This window comes from Pseudomonas zeae (assembly GCF_014268485.2).
GTDB lineage: Bacteria > Pseudomonadota > Gammaproteobacteria > Pseudomonadales > Pseudomonadaceae > Aquipseudomonas > Aquipseudomonas neuropathica.
The window spans coordinates 109,851-131,152 of sequence record NZ_CP077090.1 but is presented as its reverse complement, the minus strand read 5'-3'; the positions used below and the strand labels follow the sequence as shown (position 1 = coordinate 131,152).

The window sequence follows — 21,302 nt, the reverse complement described above, 5'->3', positions numbered from 1 at the left end:
TTTACGGTTGCGACGGGAATCTGGTTATCGTTCGAAGCCTTCCAGTACGTTCACCGCGTTGATGCCGATTTCCTCCACAGCGTAACCGCCCTCCATGACGAACAATGTCGGTTTGCCGAGTGCAGCGATGCGCTTGCCCATCGCCAGGTAATCGGGGCTGTCGAGTTTGAACTGCGAAATCGGGTCATCCTTGAAGGTGTCGACGCCGAGCGATACGACAATGATGTCGGCGCCGTAGCGATCGATCTCGTCGCAGGCCTGATCCAGCGCCGCACTCCACACGTCCCAGCCGGAGCCTGCGGGTAGCGGATAGTTGAAGTTGAAGCCTTCCCCAGCGCCTTCGCCACGCTCATCGTCGTAGCCGAGGAAAAACGGAAATTCTGCTTCCGGGTGGCCGTGGATCGAGGTGAACAGCACGTCGCTGCGCTCATAGAAAATCGACTGCGTACCGTTGCCGTGATGGTAATCGACGTCGAGGATCGCGACTTTCCTGTGGCCCTGATCGAGAAAGGCTTGTGCGGCGATGGCGGCGTTGTTGAGGTAGCAATAACCGCCCATCAAATCGCTGGCGGCGTGGTGTCCCGGTGGCCGGCACAAGGCGAATGCCGCGCGCGCGCCGCGCTGAATTTCCGCTTGTGCGGTCAGGGCCACTTGCGCCGCGCTGTACGCCGCTTGCCAGGTGCCGGCGGTGATCGGTGCGCCGCCATCGAAGCTGTAATAACCGAGCTGGCCGTGCAGGCTGGTCGGTTTGATTGCACGCAGAGTGCGCGCCGGCCAGGTGTAGGGCAGCAGATCGCCGTCGGTATTGAATTCAGTCCAGCGCGCCCACGCGCCTTTGAAAAAGTCGAGGTAGTCACGGCTGTGGATACGGGCGATCGGCTCCAGACCGAAATCCTTCGGCGCTTCGACCGAGCCGAGCTTCTGGTTTTTAACGCGCTGCAGCACATGGTCGGCGCGCGACGGCATCTCGAAGCACGGCTTCAGTTGGCCATCGATGAGTTCGCAGCGGCCATGGTGCAGGTGGTGATCGTCCGAGTAGATCGTCAGCATTTGTTGTTCTCCGCAGGGCTGATTCGGTTGCTCCCAGTGTTGCGGCGCGAGGTGAATCGGAAAACGGCAGGAAAGGCCAAAAGGGGATGGATATGGCCAAAAAAACTGACCGCAATTCGCCCCTCAGGCCCGGAATTGACTCGGCGCCACGCCGCTCCAGCGCACGAAGGCATGACGAAAGCTCGCAGTCTCACTGAAGCCAAGGGTCTCGGCGATGCGGTAGATCGGCAACTGATCCTCACACAACATCTGCTTGGCTCGCTCGAAGCGCAGTTCATCGAGCAATTCCTGATAGCTGCAGCCCATGTCCTTGAGATGCCGGCGCAGAGTGCGTGGCGAGCACTTCATCTGTTGCGCCAGACCTTCCAGCCCCGGCGCGGCGTTCAGTTGGGCGCTGAGCAACTGGCGGATGCGCCCGAGCCACGCTTGGCGTCCGGTGAACTCAAGGTTCTGCTTGCGGCAGCGTTCGGCCATGGCTTGATGGGTGATGGCATCGGCCAGCGGCAGCGGTTGATCGAGCCAGTGACGGTCGAAGGCGAAGGCGTTGTCCTTGGCGGCGAAGTGCAGCGGGCTGTCGAAGTGCTCGGCATAACTGTCACGGTAATCCGGTGCGGCGTGTTCGAAGCGCGTGGCGAGCAAGGGCAGCGGATGCCCGAGCAGGTCATCACAAATGACTTTCAGCGACACCAGGCAGAACTCGGCATTGAACACCGCCATCGCCGGGCTCTCGCGATAATCGGCCGCGACGAACCAGACGCGTTCGCCATCGTCCTCCAGACTCAGTTCGAAAAGTGTTCCCAACAGCGCCGGATAACGAATCGCCAGGCGCAAAGCGTCACCGAAGGTGGCACAAGTCAGCAAGGCATAGCCAAGGATGCCGTAGCAGGAAACGTGCATGCGCCGGCCCAGCTCCAGACCGATATCGTGCTTAAGCGCGACCGCATTGGCGCAGACCTGCATCTCTTGATTGGTGGTGATGCGCGTGTCGGCCCGGCTGAGATCCGCCGCACTGATGCCGCTGCCGGCCAGCAACGCTTCGCTCGACAGGCCTTCGGCTTTGAAGGTGTTGAGGATTAGCGAGACGGCGTTGAGGGTGGTGAGGTGGGAGTGGAGCATAAGATCTTCCAGCCTGAGGATGGCTGGAATGCAGCAAGTTGCATGCCGCAGCAGCCCCTCACCCCAACCCTCTCCCAAAGGTAGAGGGGGCCGATTGGGGGATATTGGCGAGATGCACCGAGGTGATACATCTCTGCCGAATCCACAATCGACGCGATTTATCAGGTCGACAGACAGCGAAAAACAACTCGGTCAGTTCCCTCTCCCTTCGGGAGAGGGCTAGGGTGAGGGCCGATCCTGAGTCGTGCTCAGAGCAGCTCACCACACAGATCCAGTTCGATCAGCCGACGCACTTCTTGAGTTTCCAGCCCCGCACCGAGCACCCCATGCAACTTGCCGAACGCCGCCTCACGAGTCATGCCGCCACCGGACAACACGCCGACACCGCGCAATCGACTGCCAGCCTCGTACACATCCAGCTCAACGCCGCCTTCATGGCATTGCGTCACGGCAACCACCACCACACCGTTATCCCGCGCACGGCCAAGGCTTGCCAGAAACTCAGGGTTGTCGCTCGGCCCTGTACCGCTGCCGTAGCACTCCAGCACCAGACCCTGAATGCCGCTGGCGAGCAGACCATCGAGGACTTCGGCGCTGATGCCGGGGAACAGTGGCAGCACAGCAACCTTGGCCAGTTGCTTCGGCTGGTTGTAGTTCAACGACGCTGGAATCGAAGGCGCTTTCACGCCGCCGCCCTGACGCTCAAGTCGTTTGAACGGATGACGGCCGAAGCTGCGCACCTTCGCGCAACGGGTTGGCGCCAGTAACTCACCGTGGAAGTACAGATGCACACCGGGCGCCAGGCCTTGGCCGAGGGCGATCAGTGCGCCACCGAGGTTTTCCCAGGCATCGCTGTCGGTAACACCGGCTGGCAGCATGGAGCCGGTGAAACACACGCGAGCATTCAGCCCCAGTAACTGGAAGCTCATCGCCGCCGCACTGTAAGCCAGGGTGTCGGTGCCGTGCAGGATCAGCACGCTGTCGCAACCTTGCACATCCACGGCATCGACCACCGCTTCACGCAGTTGCTGCCAATAGGCCGGGGTCATGTTGGCGCTGTCGATCAGCGGCGACATTTCCCGGAAGCGCCACTGCGGCACAACGAGCTCAGGCTGACTGTGCAGGTAGTCGCGCATCCGCGCTTCGAAACCGGATGCCGGGGCCAGACCGTTGGCGCTGGCCTGCATGCCGATGGTGCCACCGGTGTAGAGCACCATGACGTGTTGGGCGGCGGGATAGGAATTGGCAATCATCTGAGGGTCTCCACAAGAGATGACATTGTAGGAGTGAGCCTGCTCGCGATAGCGGTTCATCATTCAACATTGATGTTGGCTGAAAGACAGCTATCGCGAGCAGGCTCACTCCTACAAGTTATTGCGTCACAATAACTGACGGGCGCAGAGGATGCGCCCGTCATTCACCTGTCAGCGTTGCGCTGCAGGCACGCCTTGCGGCTCGGCTTCGGTCTTGCCGGCAGCGGCAGACGGGTTGGTCGGCCAGGCCTGCAGGTCGAGATCCAGATCGGTAAATTTGCTGGAGTCGAACACGGGCTGTTTAACGCCGGCGCGGCGCTGCTCGTCGTAGTCGCGCATTACACGCATGCCGACCTTGAACAGCATGGCCAGGGCCATCAGGTTGACGAAGGCCAGGCAGGTCATGGTGATGTCAGCGAAGGCGAACACGGTCGACAGGTCCTGCATCGAACCCCATACCACCAGCGCCAGCACCAGGCCGCGGAAAATCATCAGCGCGGCGCGGTTGCGGGTGAGGAACTGCAGGCTGTTTTCGCCCAGGTAGTAGTTGTAGAGGATGCAAGTGAAGACGAACAGCGACAGCGCGACGCTGACGAACATGCGACCCCAGTCACCGACCACAGCGGCCAGCGAGTTCTGGGTCAGGACGATGCCGTCACCTTCGAAGCCCGGGGTGTAGAAGCCCGACAGCAGAATCAGCAGCGCGGTGCAGGTGCAAATCACGAAGGTGTCGAGGAACACGCTGAAGGCCTGAACCACGCCCTGGGCGCCCGGGTGCTTCACGGCAGCCACGGCGGCGACGTTCGGCGCACTGCCCAGGCCTGCTTCGTTGGCGAACACGCCACGCTTCACGCCCATGACAATGGCGCTGCCGAGCAGGCCACCAAAGGCCGGGTCGAGGCCGAAGGCGCTCTTGAAGATGGTTTCCAGCATGGCTGGTACGTGTTCGATCTGAGTACCGATCACGTACAGGGTCACGCCGATATAGGCGAGGGTCTTGATCGGTACCAGCAGGTCGGACACCGAGGCGATGCGCTTGATGCCGCCGATGAAGGTGATGGCCAGCAACACTGCCAGGACGATACCGGTGTGTTGTGGGTTGAATTCAAAGGCGTTCTGCAGCGAGTGAGTCACGGTGTAGGACTGCAGGCCAATGAAGGCAAAGCCGTAGGTGACCAGCAGCAGGACCGAGAACACCACCGCCATGCCTTTGAGTTTCAGGCCGTGCTGGATGTAGTAAGCCGGACCGCCACGGTACAGGCCGTCGCCATCGGCGCGCTTGTAGACTTGGGCCAGGGTGCATTCGAAGAAGCTGCTGGACATGCCGACCAGTGCGGTCACCCACATCCAGAAGACCGCACCTGGACCACCCAGGGTCACGGCGATGCCGACACCGGCGATGTTGCCTGCACCGACACGGCCGGCAAGGCTGAGCATCAGGGCCTGGAACGAGCTGAGTTGCCCGGCGCTGCCTTTGAGGCTGTCGCGGAACACCGCGAACATGTGGAAGAAGTGCCGCAATTGAACGAAACGCGAGCGAATCGTGAAGTAGCTACCGAGCCCGACAATGAGCACGATCAGTACTTTCCCTGAGAGGAAGTCGTTGATGACTTCGAGCATGGATTTTTCCTCGCTGTTTTTTGTGTGAGCAAATGCTGGATGGTAGAAATATCGTGTTACACCGGTGTGCGCACGGCACGACAGGTGAGGCGATGGTTTCGTCCCGGATCCATTTCGCGGGTTTGTTATTAGTTCGGGTTTCGCATGGGTTGTGGCCTCGTTACCGACGACCGCTCACGCGAAGAGGGGCGGCACTATACCGATCAGTGCGGCGCCCGTCTGCACGGTTGTGGTGCAAGCGACGAAACGAAGCTGTGAAACACCCGGCGTTACCGGCGCCGGGCTTGTGCGGGAACTGCTTTTTTGTGGGAGCGGACTCCCCCATTGTTCAGTCCCCAGACATACGGGTCTCAGGGTCAGAAAGTTAAAAAAAAGGGCTTGGGGACAAATCCCCAAGCCCTCAAAAGGTGAGAGGTGTCTAGTCCCTCGACCTGGTGAGCGGTGCTACAAACTACGCGTCGGCTCAGGCTTTAAGCGGAACCAGACGCGGAGCAATCATGTTTTCCGGGCGCAGAATGTCGGCGAGCATGGCTTCGTCGAGCAGACCTTCTTCGCGCACCAGTTCCAGTACGCCGCGGCCGCTTTCAAGGGCGAGGCCGGCAATACGGGTGGCGTTTTTGTAGCCGATGTACGGGTTCAGTGCGGTGACCAGACCGATCGAGTGCTCGACCAGTTCGCGGCAGCGCGCTTCGTTGGCGGTGATGCCGACGATGCAGTGCTCGCGCAGCATGTCCATGGCGCGTTGCAGCAGGCGGATCGAGTCGAAGATCTTGAAGGCGATCAGTGGCTCCATCACGTTCAACTGCAGTTGGCCGCCTTCGGCTGCCATGGTCAGCGCCAGGTCGTTACCGATGACCTGGAACGCCACCTGATTCACGGCTTCCGGGATTACCGGGTTGACCTTGCCGGGCATGATCGAGCTGCCTGGCTGACGCGCTGGCAGGTTGATTTCGTTGATGCCGGTGCGTGGGCCGCTGGACAGCAGGCGCAGGTCGTTGCAGATCTTCGACAGTTTGACCGCGGTGCGCTTGAGCATGCCGGAGAACAGCACGAAGGCGCCCATGTCGGAAGTCGCTTCGATCAGGTCGGCCGCCGGCACTACCGGTTGACCGCTGATCAGGGCCAGACGCTGTACAGCCAGCGCTTGATAACGCGGGTCGGCGTTGATGCCGGTACCGATCGCGGTGCCGCCCAGGTTCACTTCAGTCAGCAGTTCCGGGGCCAGCGACCTCAGACGCGCCAGGTCTTCGCCCATGGTGGTGGCGAACGCGCGGAATTCCTGGCCGAGGGTCATCGGCACGGCATCTTGCAGCTGGGTACGGCCCATTTTCAGGACGTGATCGAATTCTTTGCCCTTGGCCGCGAACGCCTGAATCAGGCTGTCGAGGCTGGCCAGCAGGGTGTCGTGACCGAGCAGCAGACCCAGGCGGATCGCCGTTGGGTAGGCGTCGTTGGTCGACTGCGCCATGTTGACGTCGTCGTTCGGGTGCAGGTACTGGTACTCGCCTTTCTGGTGACCCATTGCTTCCAGAGCAATGTTGGCGATCACTTCGTTGGCGTTCATGTTGGTGGAAGTACCGGCGCCACCTTGAATCATGTCGACCACGAACTCTTCGTGGAAATCACCGCGGATCAATCGGGCACAGGCTTCGCTGATGGCAGCGTGCTTGGCTTCGCTCAGGTGACCCAACTCGCGGTTGGCGTCAGCGGCGGCCTGTTTGACCATCGCCAGGCCGACAACCAGTTTCGGGTAATGCGAAATCGGAACGCCGGAGAGACGGAAGTTGTTCACCGCTCGCAGGGTCTGGATGCCGTAATACGCTTGAGCCGGTACTTCGAGGGCGCCAAGCAGGTCGTTTTCTGTGCGGAAAGATGCAGCGGAGGACATGATAGAAATCATCTCGATATGGACCCGGTCTGTGCCGGAACGCTGCGAATGCTAGGCTTGTGGGAAATTTTGGGCCAATGCTGTTCAGCACTGCCCTATGCACATTCGGCATAATGCCCGTGTGACGCCGCGTGCGCGGCAGACGTGTGACCTGTTTTGGTGCGTGTCCTGGAGGACGTGATGAATCTGGAAAGCAAATGGCTCGAGGACTTCAGTGCTCTGGCCGCCACCCGCAGCTTTTCGCAGGCGGCCGAACGGCGCTTCGTGACCCAGCCGGCGTTCAGCCGACGGATTCGCAGTCTGGAGGCTGCGCTGGGGCTGACTCTGGTCAATCGCTCGCGCACGCCGATCGAACTGACGGCAGCGGGGCAGTTGTTTCTGGTGACCGCGCGCACGGTGGTTGAACAGCTCGGTGAAGTGCTACGCCATCTGCATCATCTGGAAGGCGGGCAGGGCGAAGTGATGCAGGTCGCTGCCGCTCACTCCTTGGCGCTGGGTTTCTTCCCGCGCTGGATCGCGCAGTTGCGTAATGAAGGGTTGAACATCGCCACCCGATTGGTTGCAACCAACGTCGGCGATGCGGTGCATGCGTTGCGCGAAGGTGGCTGTGATTTGATGCTGGCGTTCTACGATCCGGATGCGGCAATGCAGATGGACCCGGAGATTTTCCCTTCATTGCATTTGGGCCAGACGGAAATGCTCCCTGTGTGTGCGGCGGATGCCGAGGGCAAGCCCCTGTTCGATCTCGAAGGTGATGCGAGCGTGCCGTTGCTGGCGTATAGCGCCGGTGCGTTTCTCGGGCGTTCGGTGAATGGTTTGCTGCGTCAGCGTCAGCTGCGTTTCACCACTATTTACGAAACGGCGATGGCTGACAGTCTGAAAAGCATGGCACTGGAAGGCCTGGGTATCGCCTGGGTACCGCAATTGAGCGTGCGTGCTGAGCTGGCTCGTGGCGAGCTGGTGGTCTGCGGCGGCCCGCAATGGCATGTGCCGCTGGAAATTCGCCTCTACCGCTGCGCCTTGGTACGCAAAGCCAACGTACGCCTGCTGTGGCGCAAGCTCGAGGGTGGCGCTGCCCAAGCTTCCTGAGCCTACGCGGCCCCCTTGTAGGAGTGAGCCTGCTCGCGATAGCGTCTGCACATTCAACGATGATGTGACTGATACACCGCCATCGCGAGCAGGCTCACTCCTACAGGGGATTTGCGGTGTTCTGTCGCTGACCTTCAAGTCAATAAAACCGGGCATTTGCGGCAGATGACAGATGGTCGTGCGGGGGGCTGTTTATTGCTTTCTTTGCGGTATACTGCGCGGCCTTCGGCCGGCACGTCCGGCCATTTTTCGTACAATCAAGCCACGCAACCTGCGTGGCTTGTTGTTTTATGACGCGCCTGCGGGCGCTCCAGAGAGAAGAGGCGCGACGATGAGTGCACTGGTTGGCGTGATCATGGGCTCCAAGTCCGATTGGTCCACCCTTAGCCACACCGCCGATATGCTGGAAAAGCTCGGCATCCCGTACGAGGTCAAAGTGGTCTCTGCCCACCGCACCCCGGATCTGCTGTTCCAGTACGCCGAAGAGGCTGAAGGTCGTGGCATCGAGGTGATCATCGCCGGAGCCGGTGGCGCGGCCCACCTGCCAGGCATGTGTGCGGCCAAGACCCACCTGCCGGTGCTGGGTGTGCCGGTGCAGTCGGCCATGCTCTCTGGCGTCGACTCGCTGCTGTCGATCGTGCAGATGCCAGCGGGCGTTCCGGTCGCCACCCTGGCCATCGGCAAGGCCGGCGCGATCAACGCTGCCCTGCTCTCGGCGAGCATCCTCGGCGCCAAGCATCCGCAGTTCCACGCGGTACTGAAAACCTTCCGTGCCGAGCAGACAGACAGCGTCCTGGACAATCCAGACCCACGTATTGCCTGAGGTTGTTGAGATGAAGATCGGTGTAATCGGTGGCGGCCAGTTGGGTCGCATGTTGGCTCTGGCGGGTACGCCGCTGGGCATGAACTTCGCTTTTCTCGACCCTGCGCCGGACGCTTGCGCCGCTGCGTTGGGCGAACACCTGCGGGCCGATTACGGCGATCAGGATCATCTGCGCCAACTCGCCGATGAAGTCGATCTGGTGACCTTCGAGTTCGAAAGCGTCCCGGCCGAAACCGTGGCATTCCTGTCGCAATTCGTCCCGGTCTACCCGAGTGCCGAAGCCCTGCGCATCGCTCGCGACCGCTGGTTCGAAAAGAGCATGTTCAAGGACCTGGGCATCCCGACTCCGGCTTTCGCTGACATTCAGTCGCAAGCCGATCTGGACGCTGCGGTGGCTTCGATCGGTCTGCCGGCCGTGCTGAAAACCCGCACCCTGGGTTATGACGGCAAGGGCCAGAAAGTCCTGCGCAAGCCGGAAGACGTGGTCGGCACTTTCGCCGAGCTGGGCAGCGTTGCCTGCCTGCTGGAAGGCTTTGTGCCGTTCACCGGTGAAGTCTCGCTGATCGCCGTGCGTGCCCGCGATGGTGAAACGAAGTTTTATCCGCTGGTGCACAACACCCACGACAGCGGCATCCTCAAGCTGTCGGTGGCCAGTACCGATCACCCGTTGCAGGCGCTGGCCGAAGACTACTCGAGCCGCGTGCTCAAGCAACTCGACTACGTCGGCGTCATGGCGTTCGAGTTCTTTGAAGTCGACGGTGGCCTCAAGGCCAACGAAATCGCCCCGCGCGTGCACAACTCCGGGCACTGGACCACCGAAGGCGCCGAGTGCAGCCAGTTCGAAAACCATCTGCGCGCCGTTGCCGGCCTGCCGCTGGGTTCGACGGCCAAAGTCGGCGAGAGCGCGATGCTTAACTTCATCGGTGTTGTACCGCCGGTTGAGAAAGTCATCGCTATCGAAGACTGCCATCTGCATCACTACGGCAAGGCCTTCAAGGCCGGGCGCAAGGTCGGTCACGCCAACCTGCGCTGCGCCGACATGGCCACGCTGCAGGCGCAGATCGTCAAGGTCGAAGCGCTGATCGCTGAGTAACGACAGTTTCATGTGGCAGCGGCGGAACCATTCAGGTGCCGCCGTTCTCTGATGGCAGGATGCTAAAGTCTGACTAGGCTTCGCATATCTACTATTCAGAGGGAAATGCCATGGGAATTATCGGAACCATCTTTATCGGCTTGATCGTCGGCCTGCTGGCGCGGTTCCTGAAACCGGGCGATGACAGCATGGGCTGGATCATGACCATCCTGCTCGGTATCGGCGGTTCGCTGGCAGCCACCTACGGCGGCCAGGCCTTGGGCATCTATCAGGCAGGTCAGGGCGCAGGCTTCATCGGCGCACTGGTCGGCGCGATCGTGTTGCTGGTGATCTACGGCCTGATCAAAAAGAACTGATCCAAAGCGGCAAAGCCCTCTCTGCCAAAGTGGCCGGGAGGGCTAGAATGCTCGGCGATTTACTGTTCTTTCCTTTCTATACCGAGCACCTTCATGCGCCGTCTTTTGTTGACTCTCCTTTTCCTGGGCAGCGGTTTGGCCCACGCCGGCGAACTGCCGGAAACCGACTGGCTCGAACTGATGCCCAAGTCGGACCAAAAGGCCCTCGAGGCCATGCCAGAAATCGACCACAACTCCCCGGAAGCCACCGGCACCTTCACCGAGAAGGGCGGGATGAAGCAGGCCAAAGGTCTGCCGGCAGTGATGTATTCGACCAAAACAGTGGCGTCGATGAACGACAAGCACATCCGCATCGGTGGTTATCCGGTGCCGCTGGAATCCGACGCCAAGGGTCGCAGCACGCTGTTCTTCCTCGTGCCGTACCCGGGCGCGTGCATCCATGTGCCGCCACCGCCACCGAATCAACTGGTGCTGGTGCGTTATCCGAAAGGCTTGAAGCTGGATGATATCTACACACCGTTGTGGGTGACCGGCACGCTGAAGGTCGAGAAGGTCAGCAATGATCTGGCCGATGCGGCGTATGCGCTGGAAGCGGACAAGGTGCGGGTGGTGCAGGAATCTGATCTCTAACAATCACCACGAAGCAACTGTGGGAGCGAGCCTGCTCGCGAAAGCGGTGTGTCAGACATTTGAATGTTGACCGATACAACGCCTTCGCGAGCAGGCTCGCTCCCACATTTTGTATTGCGGTGCTGTTAGAGCGGCTTGCTGGCGACACTCACGCCCATGGTATGGCTCGCACCCGGCGCCAGCGTGACGATGTCATCCATCACATTCGCCGTCTCAATGCACAGCATGCGCTGCCAGCCATCGTTATCCATGTCGGCCAGCGCGGCGGCGCGGTCGATCCACGGGTTCCAGATCACCGCCGTGCGCGAACCGGTAGCCGTCAGCACAATGCGTCGTTCCCACGTTGGATCGACAATGCTCAGCTGTGGCGGAGCATCGAGGTAGATGCGGTCGGTCTCTCCGGCAAAATGCAGAGCACCTTGCTGACTGGTGGTTTTCCAGTCATCCAGCGTCTCGATGTAATTCAAACCATCCACGCCATCGACATGCACATTGCGCACGTCACTGACCGCGAAGTAAGTGTGCAGCGCCTGGCTCAGGCTGACGCTTTCACTGCCACGGTTATGGCTGGTCAGGCTGAAACTCAGTTGCTCGGACAAATGCAGGGTCAGGGTCAGATCGACCTGATGTGGCCAGCCCGGCAAACCACCTTCGGGGTAGGGCAGCTTGAATTCGACCTTGACGCCGTCAGCCTCCGATTCGATGCCGCCCAGCTCCCAATCCATCGCCCGCACCAGACCGTGCGCGGGTGCCGGTTGCTCACCGGTATACATGGCCTGCACGCTCTGCGGGTTACGCTCGAACTTGCCGAACCACGGCCAGCACACCGGTACACCGGCGCGGATGCTTTTGCCGGTCTTGAACTCGGCCTTGTCGTTGAGCCAGATGATCGGCGGCTGGCCATCGATCTGATAACTGAGGATGTGCGCGCCTTGCTGGGCCACCAGCACTTCGGCCTGACCGTGGCGGATACGCCAGCAGTTCAGTTCATCCAGTTTCACGGCTTCAACGTTGGGCGTGTTCATGGGACAGCTCTCGATCAGTAACAAGGACAACTATCGACCGTAAAACGGCGACGATGTTTAACGCGCGCGTGGTGGAACCGAGCGAGTGCGGCCGCTGCCGTCGATGGCGACGAAGACGAAGACCGCTTCGGTGACTTTACGCCACTCGCTGGACAACGGGTCGTCGCTCCACACTTCGACCATCATCTGGATCGAGCTGCGGCCGATTTCCAGGGTCTGGGTATAAAAGGACAATTGCGCGCCGACAGCCACAGGCACAAGGAACGCCATGCGGTCGATGGCGACGGTGGCGACGCGTCCGCCAGCGACACGGCTGGCCATTGCGGTGCCGGCCAAATCCATCTGTGCAACCAGCCAACCGCCGAAAATATCGCCAAAGCCGTTGGTTTCGCGTGGGAGTGCGGTGATTTGCAGGGCCAGGTCGCCTTGCGGGATCGGATCTTCTTGTTCGAGCTCTATCATGCCGGGGGTGCCTCTGACCCGTGACTCTTCGTTGGTATTGCTGGTGGTAGCCGTCTTCGGGAAAAACGATTCAGCACCGAACATACTACGTTCGTCACGTTTTCCATCAGGCGCCTAAGGAGAAACTCTGCGAAACCGGCTAATCCCGAGCAAAGGCCGGGCCAACGACGTTTTCGCACAGCAACCCCCTACAAACCGGAGCAGGTTGCGAGTATATCGGTCGGTAGACTCCGCGACGACCATCCGGTTCTCATTTCGACCGTCAAATACGCACCTCTATGTGCTTTTTCGAACAATTTGCTATGGTGCCGAACCTGCCCAAGCCACCGCCAGCGTTGTTGTGGCGGCAGATCCGACTATAAGAGAAGCCCTTGCCATGACCACAGCGCCTTCGAGCCTCGCGCAGCCCGAGCAACCCGCACGACCGTTGACCCGCAATGACTACAAGACTCTATCGCTGTCCGCCCTTGGCGGCGCGCTGGAATTCTACGATTTCATCATTTTCGTCTTCTTCGCCACCGTGGTCGGCAAGCTGTTCTTCCCCGCCGACATGCCCGAGTGGCTGCGCCTGATGCAGACCTTCGGCATTTTCGCCGCCGGCTATCTGGCGCGACCGCTGGGCGGCATCGTCATGGCGCACTTCGGCGACCTGCTGGGGCGCAAGAAGATGTTCACCCTGAGCATTTTCATGATGGCCGTGCCGACCCTGATCATGGGTCTGCTGCCAACCTACGCGCAGATCGGCCTGTGGGCGCCAATCCTTCTTCTATTAATGCGGGTTATTCAAGGCGCGGCGATTGGTGGCGAAGTACCGGGCGCGTGGGTCTTCGTTTCCGAACACGTACCGCAAAAGCACATGGGTTACGCCTGCGGCACCCTCACCAGTGGCCTGACCGCCGGCATTTTGCTCGGCTCGCTGGTCGCCACCGCGATCAACAGCATTTATACGCCGGCGGAAGTATCCGATTACGCCTGGCGTATTCCATTCCTGCTGGGCGGTGTGTTCGGCCTGTTCTCGGTTTACTTGCGCCGCTGGCTGCACGAAACCCCGGTATTCGCCGAGCTGCAACTGCGTAAAGCCTTGGCTGAAGAAGTGCCTCTGCGCGCAGTGCTGCGTGATCATCGCGGGGCGATTGCGATCTCGATGCTGCTGACCTGGTTGCTGTCGGCCGGGATCGTTGTGGTGATCCTGATGACCCCGACCGTGCTGCAAATGGTCTATCACTTCTCGCCGACCGAGTCGTTGCAATCGAACAGTCTGGCGATTGTGTTCCTGAGCATCGGCTGCATCATTTCCGGCGCACTGGCGGATCGCTTTGGGGCCGGCCGCGTGTTTGTGTTCGGTTGCCTGGGTTTGCTGATCAGCTCATGGACCTTCTATCACAGCCTCGCCGATCACCCGAACTGGCTGTTCCCGCTGTATGCGCTGACCGGTTTTCTGGTTGGCACCATTGGTGCGGTGCCGTACGTGATGGTCAAGGCGTTCCCGCCGGTGGTGCGTTTTAGTGGATTGTCGTTCTCGTACAACGTGGCTTACGCGGTCTTCGGCGGGTTGACGCCGATGGTGGTCAGCCTGCTGCTGAAAGAAAGCGCGATGGGGCCTGCCTACTATGTGGCGGTGCTGTGCGCGATGGGGATTCTGGTCGGGGCGTGGCTCTGGAAGAAAGGGCGTTGATCCGAAATCTCCCTCAATAGTCCCGGCGCCTTCGCGAGCAGGCTCGCTCCCACATTTGGAATGCATTTCAACTGTGGGAGCGAGCCTGCTCGCGAATGGGGGCACCACGAATCATCCAGTAAAACCTCGATGCTGGCCTTTCATCCAATTGTCATATTTCAGCCATAGAGTGTTCACACGGCCTGCTGATACTTGGCCCCGACTTAACACACCCTATCTGCTAGGAGTAAGGCATGAAACTGAAGCGTTTGATGGCGGCAATGACTTTTGTCGCTGCTGGCGTTGCGACTGCCAACGCGTTCGCCGCTGTTGACCCTGCTATCCCGAGCTACACCAAGACCACTGGTGTGTCGGGCAACCTGTCCAGCGTCGGTTCCGATACCCTGGCCAACCTCATGACCCTCTGGGCTGAGAACTACAAAAAAGAATACCCGAACGTAAACATCCAGATTCAGGCCGCTGGCTCCGCCACTGCGCCACCTGCGCTGACTGAAGGCACCTCCAACCTGGGCCCGATGAGCCGCAAGATGAAGGACACCGAACTGGCGGCCTTCGAGCAGAAGTATGGCTACAAGCCAACCGCTATCCCGGTTGCCGTGGATGCCTTGGCAGTGTTCGTGCACAAGGACAACCCGATCCAGCACCTGACCATGGAACAGGTTGACGCGATCTTCTCGTCCACCCGTCTGTGCGGCGCCAAAACCGACGTGAAAACCTGGGGCGACCTGGGCGTGACCGGCGACCTGGCCAACAAGCCAGTGCAACTGTTCGGTCGTAACTCGGTATCCGGCACCTACGGCTACTTCAAAGAAGAAGCCCTGTGCAAAGGCGACTACAAACCAAACGTCAACGAACAACCAGGTTCGGCGTCGGTTGTGCAGTCGATCAGCTCCTCGCTGAACGGCATCGGTTACTCGGGCATCGGCTACAAGACCGCTAGCGTGAAGACCGTAGCTCTGTCGAAGAAGGGCAGCACTGACTTCATCGAAGACAGCGAAGAAAACGCCCTGAACGGCAAGTACCCGCTGTCGCGTTTCCTCTACGTGTACGTCAACAAAGCCCCGAACAAGCCTTTGGCTCCGCTGGAAGCTGAGTTCGTGAAACTGGTGCTGTCGAAGCAGGGCCAGGAAGTGGTAGTGAAAGACGGCTACATCCCGTTGCCAGCCAAGGTTGCTGCAAAAGCACTGGCTGACCTGGGTCTGCAGGAAGGCGGCGCTGAAGTCGCAAAAAAGTAACAAATTGAGTCCAGAGTGAACCCCACCGGACTCATGTAAAAGGCCGGATCTGCGTGCAGACCGGCCTTTTACACACCTCAAATTTTTGATCCCCTGCCAGTCCCGCTGGCGGTGGATTTGCTGCGTCACTGCATTGTCATCTTTCTGTCATACAGGATCGCTAGGGTGAGCGCATGAATGATCTGGCCAATTCCCAAATGACTACTAATCCTCCCAAGCGCATTGATTTCAATACGCCTGAGCTGCAACGCAAGCGCCGCATTCGTGCGCTCAAGGATCGCTTCACCCGCTGGTACGTCCTCGTTGGCGGTCTCGCGGTGCTGGCAGCCATCACCCTGATCTTCTTCTTCCTCGCCTACGTGGTGGCGCCGCTGTTCCAGGGTGCCGACCTGACCGCGAAAGACTCGATCACCCCGGCCTGGATGCAGGACGCCGGCAAGCCGCTGATGATTTCGCTCGAAGAGCAGAATCAGGTGGCCATGCGCGTTTCCGACAAGGGCCAGGCATTGTTCTTTGATATCGACAGTGGCGCTGAACTGAAGCGCGTCGATCTGCCAGTGCCAGCCGGCGCAACCGTGACTTCTATCGGTGAAGATCAGCCGGGCCATCCGCTGGTGGCCGTGGGTCTGTCCAACGGTCAGGCGCTGGTGTTCCGTCACACCTATAAAGTCAGCTACCCCGATGGCAAGAAAACCATCAGCCCGGCCATCGAGTATCCGTACGGCGAGACGCCGATCGCGCTGAACGAAGCCGGCGGCGCGCTGGAGCATGTCAGCCTGAACGCCACCGACACGACGTTGATGCTGGTCGGTTCGACCGGTTCGCAACTCAACGTGCTGTCGCTGACCAGCGAAGAAAACATGATGACTGGCGAAGTCACCAACGAGCAGAAGCGTATCGATCTGCCGCAAATGACTGAGCCGGTGAAAAACATCTTCGTCGACCCGCGCCAGCAGTGGCTGTACGTGGTCAACGGTCGCGCTCAGGCCGATGTGTTCAGCCTGCGCGACAAGAGCCTCAACGGTCGCTACAAACTGCTGGAAAACGCTGACGCCGAAGTCACTGCGACCACGCAACTGGTCGGTGGTATCTCGCTGATCGTCGGCGACTCCAAGGGTGGTCTGGCCCAGTGGTTCATGGCCCGTGACACCGATGGTGAGCTGCGCCTGAAGCAGATTCGAACTTTCCAGATGGGCACCACGCCGATCGTTGAAATCACTGCCGAAGAGCGTCGCAAGGGCTTCCTTGCTCTGGATGCTAGCGGCAAGCTTGGCGTGTTCCACAGTACCGCGCATCGCACCTTGCTGGTCGATCAAGTGGTAGAAGGCCAGGGCCTGTTCGGTCTGTCGCCGCGTGCCAACCGCGTGATCGTCGAAGCCGGCGGCAAGCTGCAACCATTACTGCTCGACAACCCGCACCCGGAAGTTTCCTGGAGCGCGCTGTGGAGCAAGGTCTGGTACGAGAACTACGACGAGCCTAAATACGTCTGGCAATCGACCGCGGCCAACACCGATTTCGAACCGAAACTGAGCCTGTCGCCACTGACCTTCGGCACTCTGAAAGCTGCGTTCTACGCCATGCTGCTCGCCGCTCCACTGGCCGTTGCCGCTGCGATCTACACCGCGTACTTCATGGCCCCGGGCATGCGCCGCAAGGTCAAACCGGTGATCGAGCTGATGGAAGCGATGCCGACGGTGATCCTCGGTTTCTTCGCCGGGCTGTTCCTCGCGCCATATGTCGAAGGGCATCTGCCGGGCATCTTCAGCCTGTTGATGTTGCTGCCGATCGGCATTCTGGTCGCCGGTTTCACCTTCAGCCGCCTGCCTGAATCGATCCGCCTGAAAGTCCCGGACGGTTGGGAAAGTGCGCTGCTGATTCCGGTGATCCTGTTTGTGGGTTGGTTGTCGCTGTACATGAGCCCGTTCATGGAAAACTGGTTCTTCGGCGGTGACATGCGCATGTGGATCTCCCACGACCTGGGCATCACCTACGACCAGCGCAACGCTCTGGTGGTCGGTCTGGCCATGGGTTTCGCGGTGATTCCGAACATTTACTCGATCGCTGAAGACGCCGTGTTCAGTGTGCCGCGCGGCCTGACCCTCGGCTCGCTGGCGCTGGGTGCCACGCCGTGGCAGACCATGACCCGCGTGGTGATCCTGACTGCCAGCCCGGGGATCTTCTCGGCGCTGATGATTGGCATGGGCCGTGCGGTCGGCGAAACCATGATCGTGTTGATGGCCACCGGTAACACCCCGGTCATGGAAATGAACCTGTTCGAAGGCCTGCGCACCCTGGCCGCCAACGTCGCGGTGGAAATGCCCGAGTCGGAAGTCGGCGGCAGCCACTACCGCGTGCTGTTCCTCTCGGCGCTGGTGCTGCTGTTGTTCACCTTCGTCATGAACACCCTGGCAGAACTGATTCGTCAGCGTCTGCGCAAGAAATACTCGTCGCTTTAAGCAAAGGTAGAAGTCTGTGAAACAGAACTCCCTGAAAGGATGGTTCAAGAGCGGCGCCCCGGGCGTCTGGATCAGCGGTGGCGCGGTGTCCATCGCGGTCATCATGACCATTGGCCTGCTGGCGGTGATTGCCGTGCGCGGTCTGGGTCACTTTTGGCCGGCGGACCTGGTCCACGCCAATTACGACGTACCGGGTCAGGCCAATCACCTGGTCGTCGGTGAAGTGGTGCAGAAAGAAGAAGTGCCCCGTGCCCGTCTGAAGAGCGCCGGTTTGCCGGTGCCTGATGCAGGTCCGGAATTCATGACCCGTGAGCTGATCAAGGTCGGCAACCGTGACCTGAACGGCAACGACTTCACCTGGATCGTCGGTGAGTGGCTGACCAACCAGACAACGCCTCCCGAGTTGATGGCGATCGAACGTCGTGAGTGGGGCAACTTCTACGGCTACCTGGTCAACGTCAAACAGGACGGCAAAGTCATTGCCGAAGGCGAGGCGGCATGGCCAGAGTTGCAAGCGCGGATCAACCGTGTGAACGGTCTGGCGGCGCAACTGAAGTCGCTGGAAAAGACCGACATCGGTGCAATCAACGCAGGGCTTGAACGCATCCGTCTGCACGGTCGCAAACTGGAACTTGAAGGCAAGCTCGACGCCACCGCGCAGGCGGACATGGAGTCCGAGCGTGCCGAGCTGAATGCGCGTTATCAGGACATCGAAGCGCGTCTGGCCGATCTGCATGCGCAGTTCAACCGCGATGCCTTGACCGCACGTGACGCCAACGGCAAAGAGATTGAAATCGGTCTGGGCAAAGTGGTTCACGCCTACCAGCCGAACGCGATGAGCACCTTCACCAAGCTCGGTTTCTACTTCAGCAAGATCTGGGAATTCCTTTCGGACGACCCGCGTGAAGCGAACACTGAAGGCGGGATCTTCCCGGCGATCTTCGGCACCGTGATGATGACCCTGATCATGGCGATGATCGTCACCCCGTTTGGTGTGCTGGCGGCGGTGTACCTGCGTGAATACGCCAAGCAGAACACCCTGACGCGGATCATCCGTATCGCGGTGAACAACCTCGCCGGCGTTCCGGCGATCGTTTACGGCGTGTTCGGTCTGGGCTTCTTCGTTTACGTACTCGGTGGTTCGGTCGACCGCTTGTTCTTCCCCGAAGCACTGCCAGCACCGACCTTCGGTACACCGGGTCTGCTCTGGGCCTCGCTGACACTGGCACTGCTGGCGGTGCCGGTGGTGATTGTGGCGACCGAGGAAGGTCTGGCACGTATTCCGCGCACCGTGCGTGAAGGTTCGCTGGCACTGGGCGCGACCAAGGCTGAAACCTTGTGGAAGATCGTCATCCCGATGGCCAGCCCGGCAATGATGACCGGCATGATCCTCGCCGTGGCCCGCGCCGCCGGTGAAGTGGCGCCGCTGATGCTGGTGGGTGTGGTGAAACTGGCGCCGTCGCTGCCGGTGGACGGCAACTACCCGTACCTGCACCTGGATCAGAAGATCATGCACTTGGGCTTCCACATTTATGACGTCGGCTTCCAGAGCCCGAACGTCGAAGCGGCGCGTCCGCTGGTGTATGCCACGGCGCTGTTGCTGGTACTGGTGATCGCGACGTTGAACCTGTCGGCGGTGTATATCCGCAACCACCTGCGCGAAAAATACAAAGCACTGGATAGCTGATTTGCAGCACTGATTTCTATGTGGGAGCGAGCCTGCTCGCGAAGGCATCACCGCGGTTTCATAGACAAACCGCAGTGCCTGAATCGCCAGCAGGCTGGCTCTCACAAAAACCGAACCGAATTTGTTAGCACAGGGAGCCTCCCATGCAGCACGAAACACATACCCACGGCATCAACATGTCCGCCCTGGGCCGCGACAAGCAAAGCCTCAATCTGGCGCAGGAAACCGTGGCCATCGAAGTACCCGGCCTGAGCCTGTACTACGGCGAGAAACAAGCGCTGTTCGACGTCAGCATGAACATCCCGAAACAGCGCGTGACCGCGTTCATCGGCCCGTCCGGCTGCGGTAAATCCACGCTGCTGCGCACCTTCAACCGCATGAACGACCTGGTTGACGGCTGCCGCGTAGAAGGCGCGATCAACCTCTACGGCAATAACATCTATCGCAAGGGCGAAGACGTTGCGGAGCTGCGTCGTCGCGTCGGCATGGTGTTCCAGAAGCCCAACCCGTTCCCGAAGACCATCTACGAAAACGTTGTTTACGGTCTGCGCATCCAGGGCATTAACAAGAAGCGCATCCTCGACGAAGCGGTCGAGTGGGCGTTGAAAGGCGCGGCGTTGTGGGACGAAGTCAAAGACCGTCTGCATGACTCGGCACTCGGCCTGTCTGGCGGTCAGCAACAGCGTCTGGTCATCGCCCGCACCATCGCGGTTGAGCCGGAAGTGCTGCTGCTCGACGAACCGTGCTCGGCCCTCGACCCGATCTCGACGCTGAAAGTCGAAGAGCTGATCTACGAGCTGAAGTCCAAGTTCACCATCGTTATCGTTACGCACAACATGCAACAGGCCGCGCGGGTGTCCGACTACACGGCGTTCATGTACATGGGCAAACTGGTGGAATTTGGCGACACCGATACCCTGTTCACCAATCCGGCGAAGAAGCAGACCGAAGACTACATCACCGGTCGTTATGGCTGACAGTTGCGGGTTATTCACAGAATTGACGCTGCGGCCCACCGCACCTTACCGGACGCTCCAAGGACGCCAACATGATTAGTAAAGAAGGCCTTACCCACCACATCTCCGCGCAGTTCAACGCTGAGCTCGAGGAAGTGCGCAGCCACCTCCTGGCCATGGGCGGGCTGGTCGAGAAACAGGTCAACGACGCGGTCACCGCGCTGATCGAAGCCGACTCCGGCCTGGCTCAGCAGGTGCGTGAGATTGATGACCAGATCAACCAGATGGAACGCAACATCGACGAAGAATGCCTGCGCATTCTCGCCCGTCGTCAGCCGGCGGCCTCCGATTTGCGTTTGATCATCAGCATTTCCAAGTCGGTGATCGACCTGGAGCGCATCGGTGACGAAGCGACCAAGATCGCTCGTCGAGCGATTCAGCTGTGCGAAGAAGGCGAAGCACCACGCGGTTACGTCGAGGTTCGCCACATCGGCGACCAGGTGCGCAACATGGTCCGCGATGCGCTGGACGCGTTTGCCCGTTTCGACGCCGATCTGGCGTTGTCGGTGGCGCAATACGACAAGATCATCGACCGCGAATACAAGACCGCGCTGCGCGAGCTGGCGACCTACATGATGGAAGACCCGCGCTCTATCTCGCGGGTATTGAGCATTATCTGGGTGCTGCGTTCGCTGGAACGCATCGGCGACCACGCACGCAACATCTCCGAATTGGTCATTTACCTGGTGCGCGGCACCGACGTGCGCCACATGGGCCTCAAACGCATGAAAGAAGAAGTTGAAGGCACAAGCGGCGAAACCGCTAATGTTCCGGGCGATGCTGACGATAAGTAAGATTGCCTGAGAAAAGCGCCCGGCCCTTTGGCCG

At 60.1% G+C, this 21,302-nt stretch carries 18 protein-coding genes; 11 read left to right on the top strand and 7 right to left on the bottom strand.

Going from position 1 to position 21,302, the window contains the following annotated elements; all coding sequences use genetic code 11:
• Nucleotides 1–24: 24 nt before the first annotated feature.
• The 5 genes from HU754_RS00600 to HU754_RS00580 all read right to left on the bottom strand — a co-directional run bounded on the left by HU754_RS00600 (nucleotide 25) and on the right by HU754_RS00580 (nucleotide 6,927).
• Entirely contained in the window at nucleotides 25–1,050 is a 1,026-nt protein-coding gene (locus HU754_RS00600) for a histone deacetylase family protein (RefSeq protein ID WP_186620228.1), read from the bottom strand.
• 123 nt (nucleotides 1,051–1,173) lie between these two features.
• Nucleotides 1,174–2,166, bottom strand: a complete 993-nt coding sequence (locus HU754_RS00595; protein ID WP_116254211.1) for an AraC family transcriptional regulator — start codon at nucleotides 2,164–2,166, stop codon at nucleotides 1,174–1,176.
• Nucleotides 2,167–2,414: 248 nt separating this feature from the next.
• Nucleotides 2,415–3,419 carry an asparaginase gene (locus tag HU754_RS00590; RefSeq protein WP_186620226.1) on the bottom strand — a complete coding sequence of 335 codons (1,005 nt, stop codon included), beginning with the start codon at nucleotides 3,417–3,419 and terminating at the stop codon, nucleotides 2,415–2,417.
• Nucleotides 3,420–3,590: 171 nt separating this feature from the next.
• Nucleotides 3,591–5,039, bottom strand: a complete 1,449-nt coding sequence (locus HU754_RS00585) for an alanine/glycine:cation symporter family protein (protein WP_093429619.1) — start codon at nucleotides 5,037–5,039, stop codon at nucleotides 3,591–3,593.
• Nucleotides 5,040–5,502: 463 nt separating this feature from the next.
• A complete protein-coding gene (locus HU754_RS00580; RefSeq protein WP_186620224.1) occupies nucleotides 5,503–6,927 on the bottom strand; it encodes an aspartate ammonia-lyase in 1,425 nt (474 codons plus the stop codon).
• A 180-nt stretch (nucleotides 6,928–7,107) separates the two neighbouring features.
• On the opposite strand from HU754_RS00580, the gene HU754_RS00575 reads away from it, so the two are divergent.
• The 5 genes from HU754_RS00575 to HU754_RS00555 all read left to right on the top strand — a co-directional run bounded on the left by HU754_RS00575 (nucleotide 7,108) and on the right by HU754_RS00555 (nucleotide 10,918).
• Nucleotides 7,108–8,016, top strand: a complete 909-nt coding sequence (locus tag HU754_RS00575) for a LysR substrate-binding domain-containing protein (protein ID WP_093429621.1) — start codon at nucleotides 7,108–7,110, stop codon at nucleotides 8,014–8,016.
• Nucleotides 8,017–8,347: 331 nt separating this feature from the next.
• A complete protein-coding gene (gene purE / locus HU754_RS00570) occupies nucleotides 8,348–8,839 on the top strand; it encodes a 5-(carboxyamino)imidazole ribonucleotide mutase (RefSeq protein ID WP_085579114.1) in 492 nt (163 codons plus the stop codon).
• Between the two features lie 10 nt (nucleotides 8,840–8,849).
• Nucleotides 8,850–9,932 (top strand): 5-(carboxyamino)imidazole ribonucleotide synthase, encoded by a 1,083-nt coding sequence (locus tag HU754_RS00565; RefSeq protein ID WP_047596872.1) that lies wholly within the window; start codon nucleotides 8,850–8,852, stop codon nucleotides 9,930–9,932.
• Between the two features lie 110 nt (nucleotides 9,933–10,042).
• A complete protein-coding gene (locus HU754_RS00560) occupies nucleotides 10,043–10,288 on the top strand; it encodes a GlsB/YeaQ/YmgE family stress response membrane protein (protein ID WP_003229635.1) in 246 nt (81 codons plus the stop codon).
• Nucleotides 10,289–10,381: 93 nt separating this feature from the next.
• The gene (locus tag HU754_RS00555) at nucleotides 10,382–10,918 is read left to right on the top strand and encodes a DUF3299 domain-containing protein (RefSeq protein WP_007920225.1); all 537 of its coding nucleotides are present in this window, start codon (nucleotides 10,382–10,384) and stop codon (nucleotides 10,916–10,918) included.
• A 125-nt stretch (nucleotides 10,919–11,043) separates the two neighbouring features.
• Here HU754_RS00555 and HU754_RS00550 read toward each other — a convergent pair whose 3' ends face one another.
• Nucleotides 11,044–11,943, bottom strand: a complete 900-nt coding sequence (locus HU754_RS00550) for a D-hexose-6-phosphate mutarotase (protein WP_186620222.1) — start codon at nucleotides 11,941–11,943, stop codon at nucleotides 11,044–11,046.
• A gap of 57 nt (nucleotides 11,944–12,000) precedes the next feature.
• Nucleotides 12,001–12,405, bottom strand: coding sequence for an acyl-CoA thioesterase (locus HU754_RS00545; protein WP_003229628.1), 405 nt, complete (start codon nucleotides 12,403–12,405; stop codon nucleotides 12,001–12,003).
• A gap of 376 nt (nucleotides 12,406–12,781) precedes the next feature.
• Between HU754_RS00545 and HU754_RS00540 the strand changes: the two genes are divergently transcribed.
• The 6 genes from HU754_RS00540 to phoU all read left to right on the top strand — a co-directional run bounded on the left by HU754_RS00540 (nucleotide 12,782) and on the right by phoU (nucleotide 21,268).
• Nucleotides 12,782–14,080 carry an MFS transporter gene (locus tag HU754_RS00540; RefSeq protein ID WP_186620220.1) on the top strand — a complete coding sequence of 433 codons (1,299 nt, stop codon included), beginning with the start codon at nucleotides 12,782–12,784 and terminating at the stop codon, nucleotides 14,078–14,080.
• 233 nt (nucleotides 14,081–14,313) lie between these two features.
• Nucleotides 14,314–15,315, top strand: a complete 1,002-nt coding sequence (locus HU754_RS00535) for a phosphate ABC transporter substrate-binding protein PstS (protein WP_186620218.1) — start codon at nucleotides 14,314–14,316, stop codon at nucleotides 15,313–15,315.
• Between the two features lie 422 nt (nucleotides 15,316–15,737).
• Nucleotides 15,738–17,771 (top strand): ABC transporter permease subunit, encoded by a 2,034-nt coding sequence (locus tag HU754_RS00530; RefSeq protein WP_175559543.1) that lies wholly within the window; start codon nucleotides 15,738–15,740, stop codon nucleotides 17,769–17,771.
• 16 nt (nucleotides 17,772–17,787) lie between these two features.
• Entirely contained in the window at nucleotides 17,788–19,458 is a 1,671-nt protein-coding gene (gene pstA, locus HU754_RS00525; RefSeq protein WP_093429625.1) for a phosphate ABC transporter permease PstA, read from the top strand.
• A gap of 143 nt (nucleotides 19,459–19,601) precedes the next feature.
• Nucleotides 19,602–20,435, top strand: a complete 834-nt coding sequence (gene pstB / locus HU754_RS00520; protein WP_103302696.1) for a phosphate ABC transporter ATP-binding protein PstB — start codon at nucleotides 19,602–19,604, stop codon at nucleotides 20,433–20,435.
• A 71-nt stretch (nucleotides 20,436–20,506) separates the two neighbouring features.
• A complete protein-coding gene (gene phoU / locus HU754_RS00515) occupies nucleotides 20,507–21,268 on the top strand; it encodes a phosphate signaling complex protein PhoU (protein WP_007954334.1) in 762 nt (253 codons plus the stop codon).
• Nucleotides 21,269–21,302 lie beyond the last annotated feature (34 nt).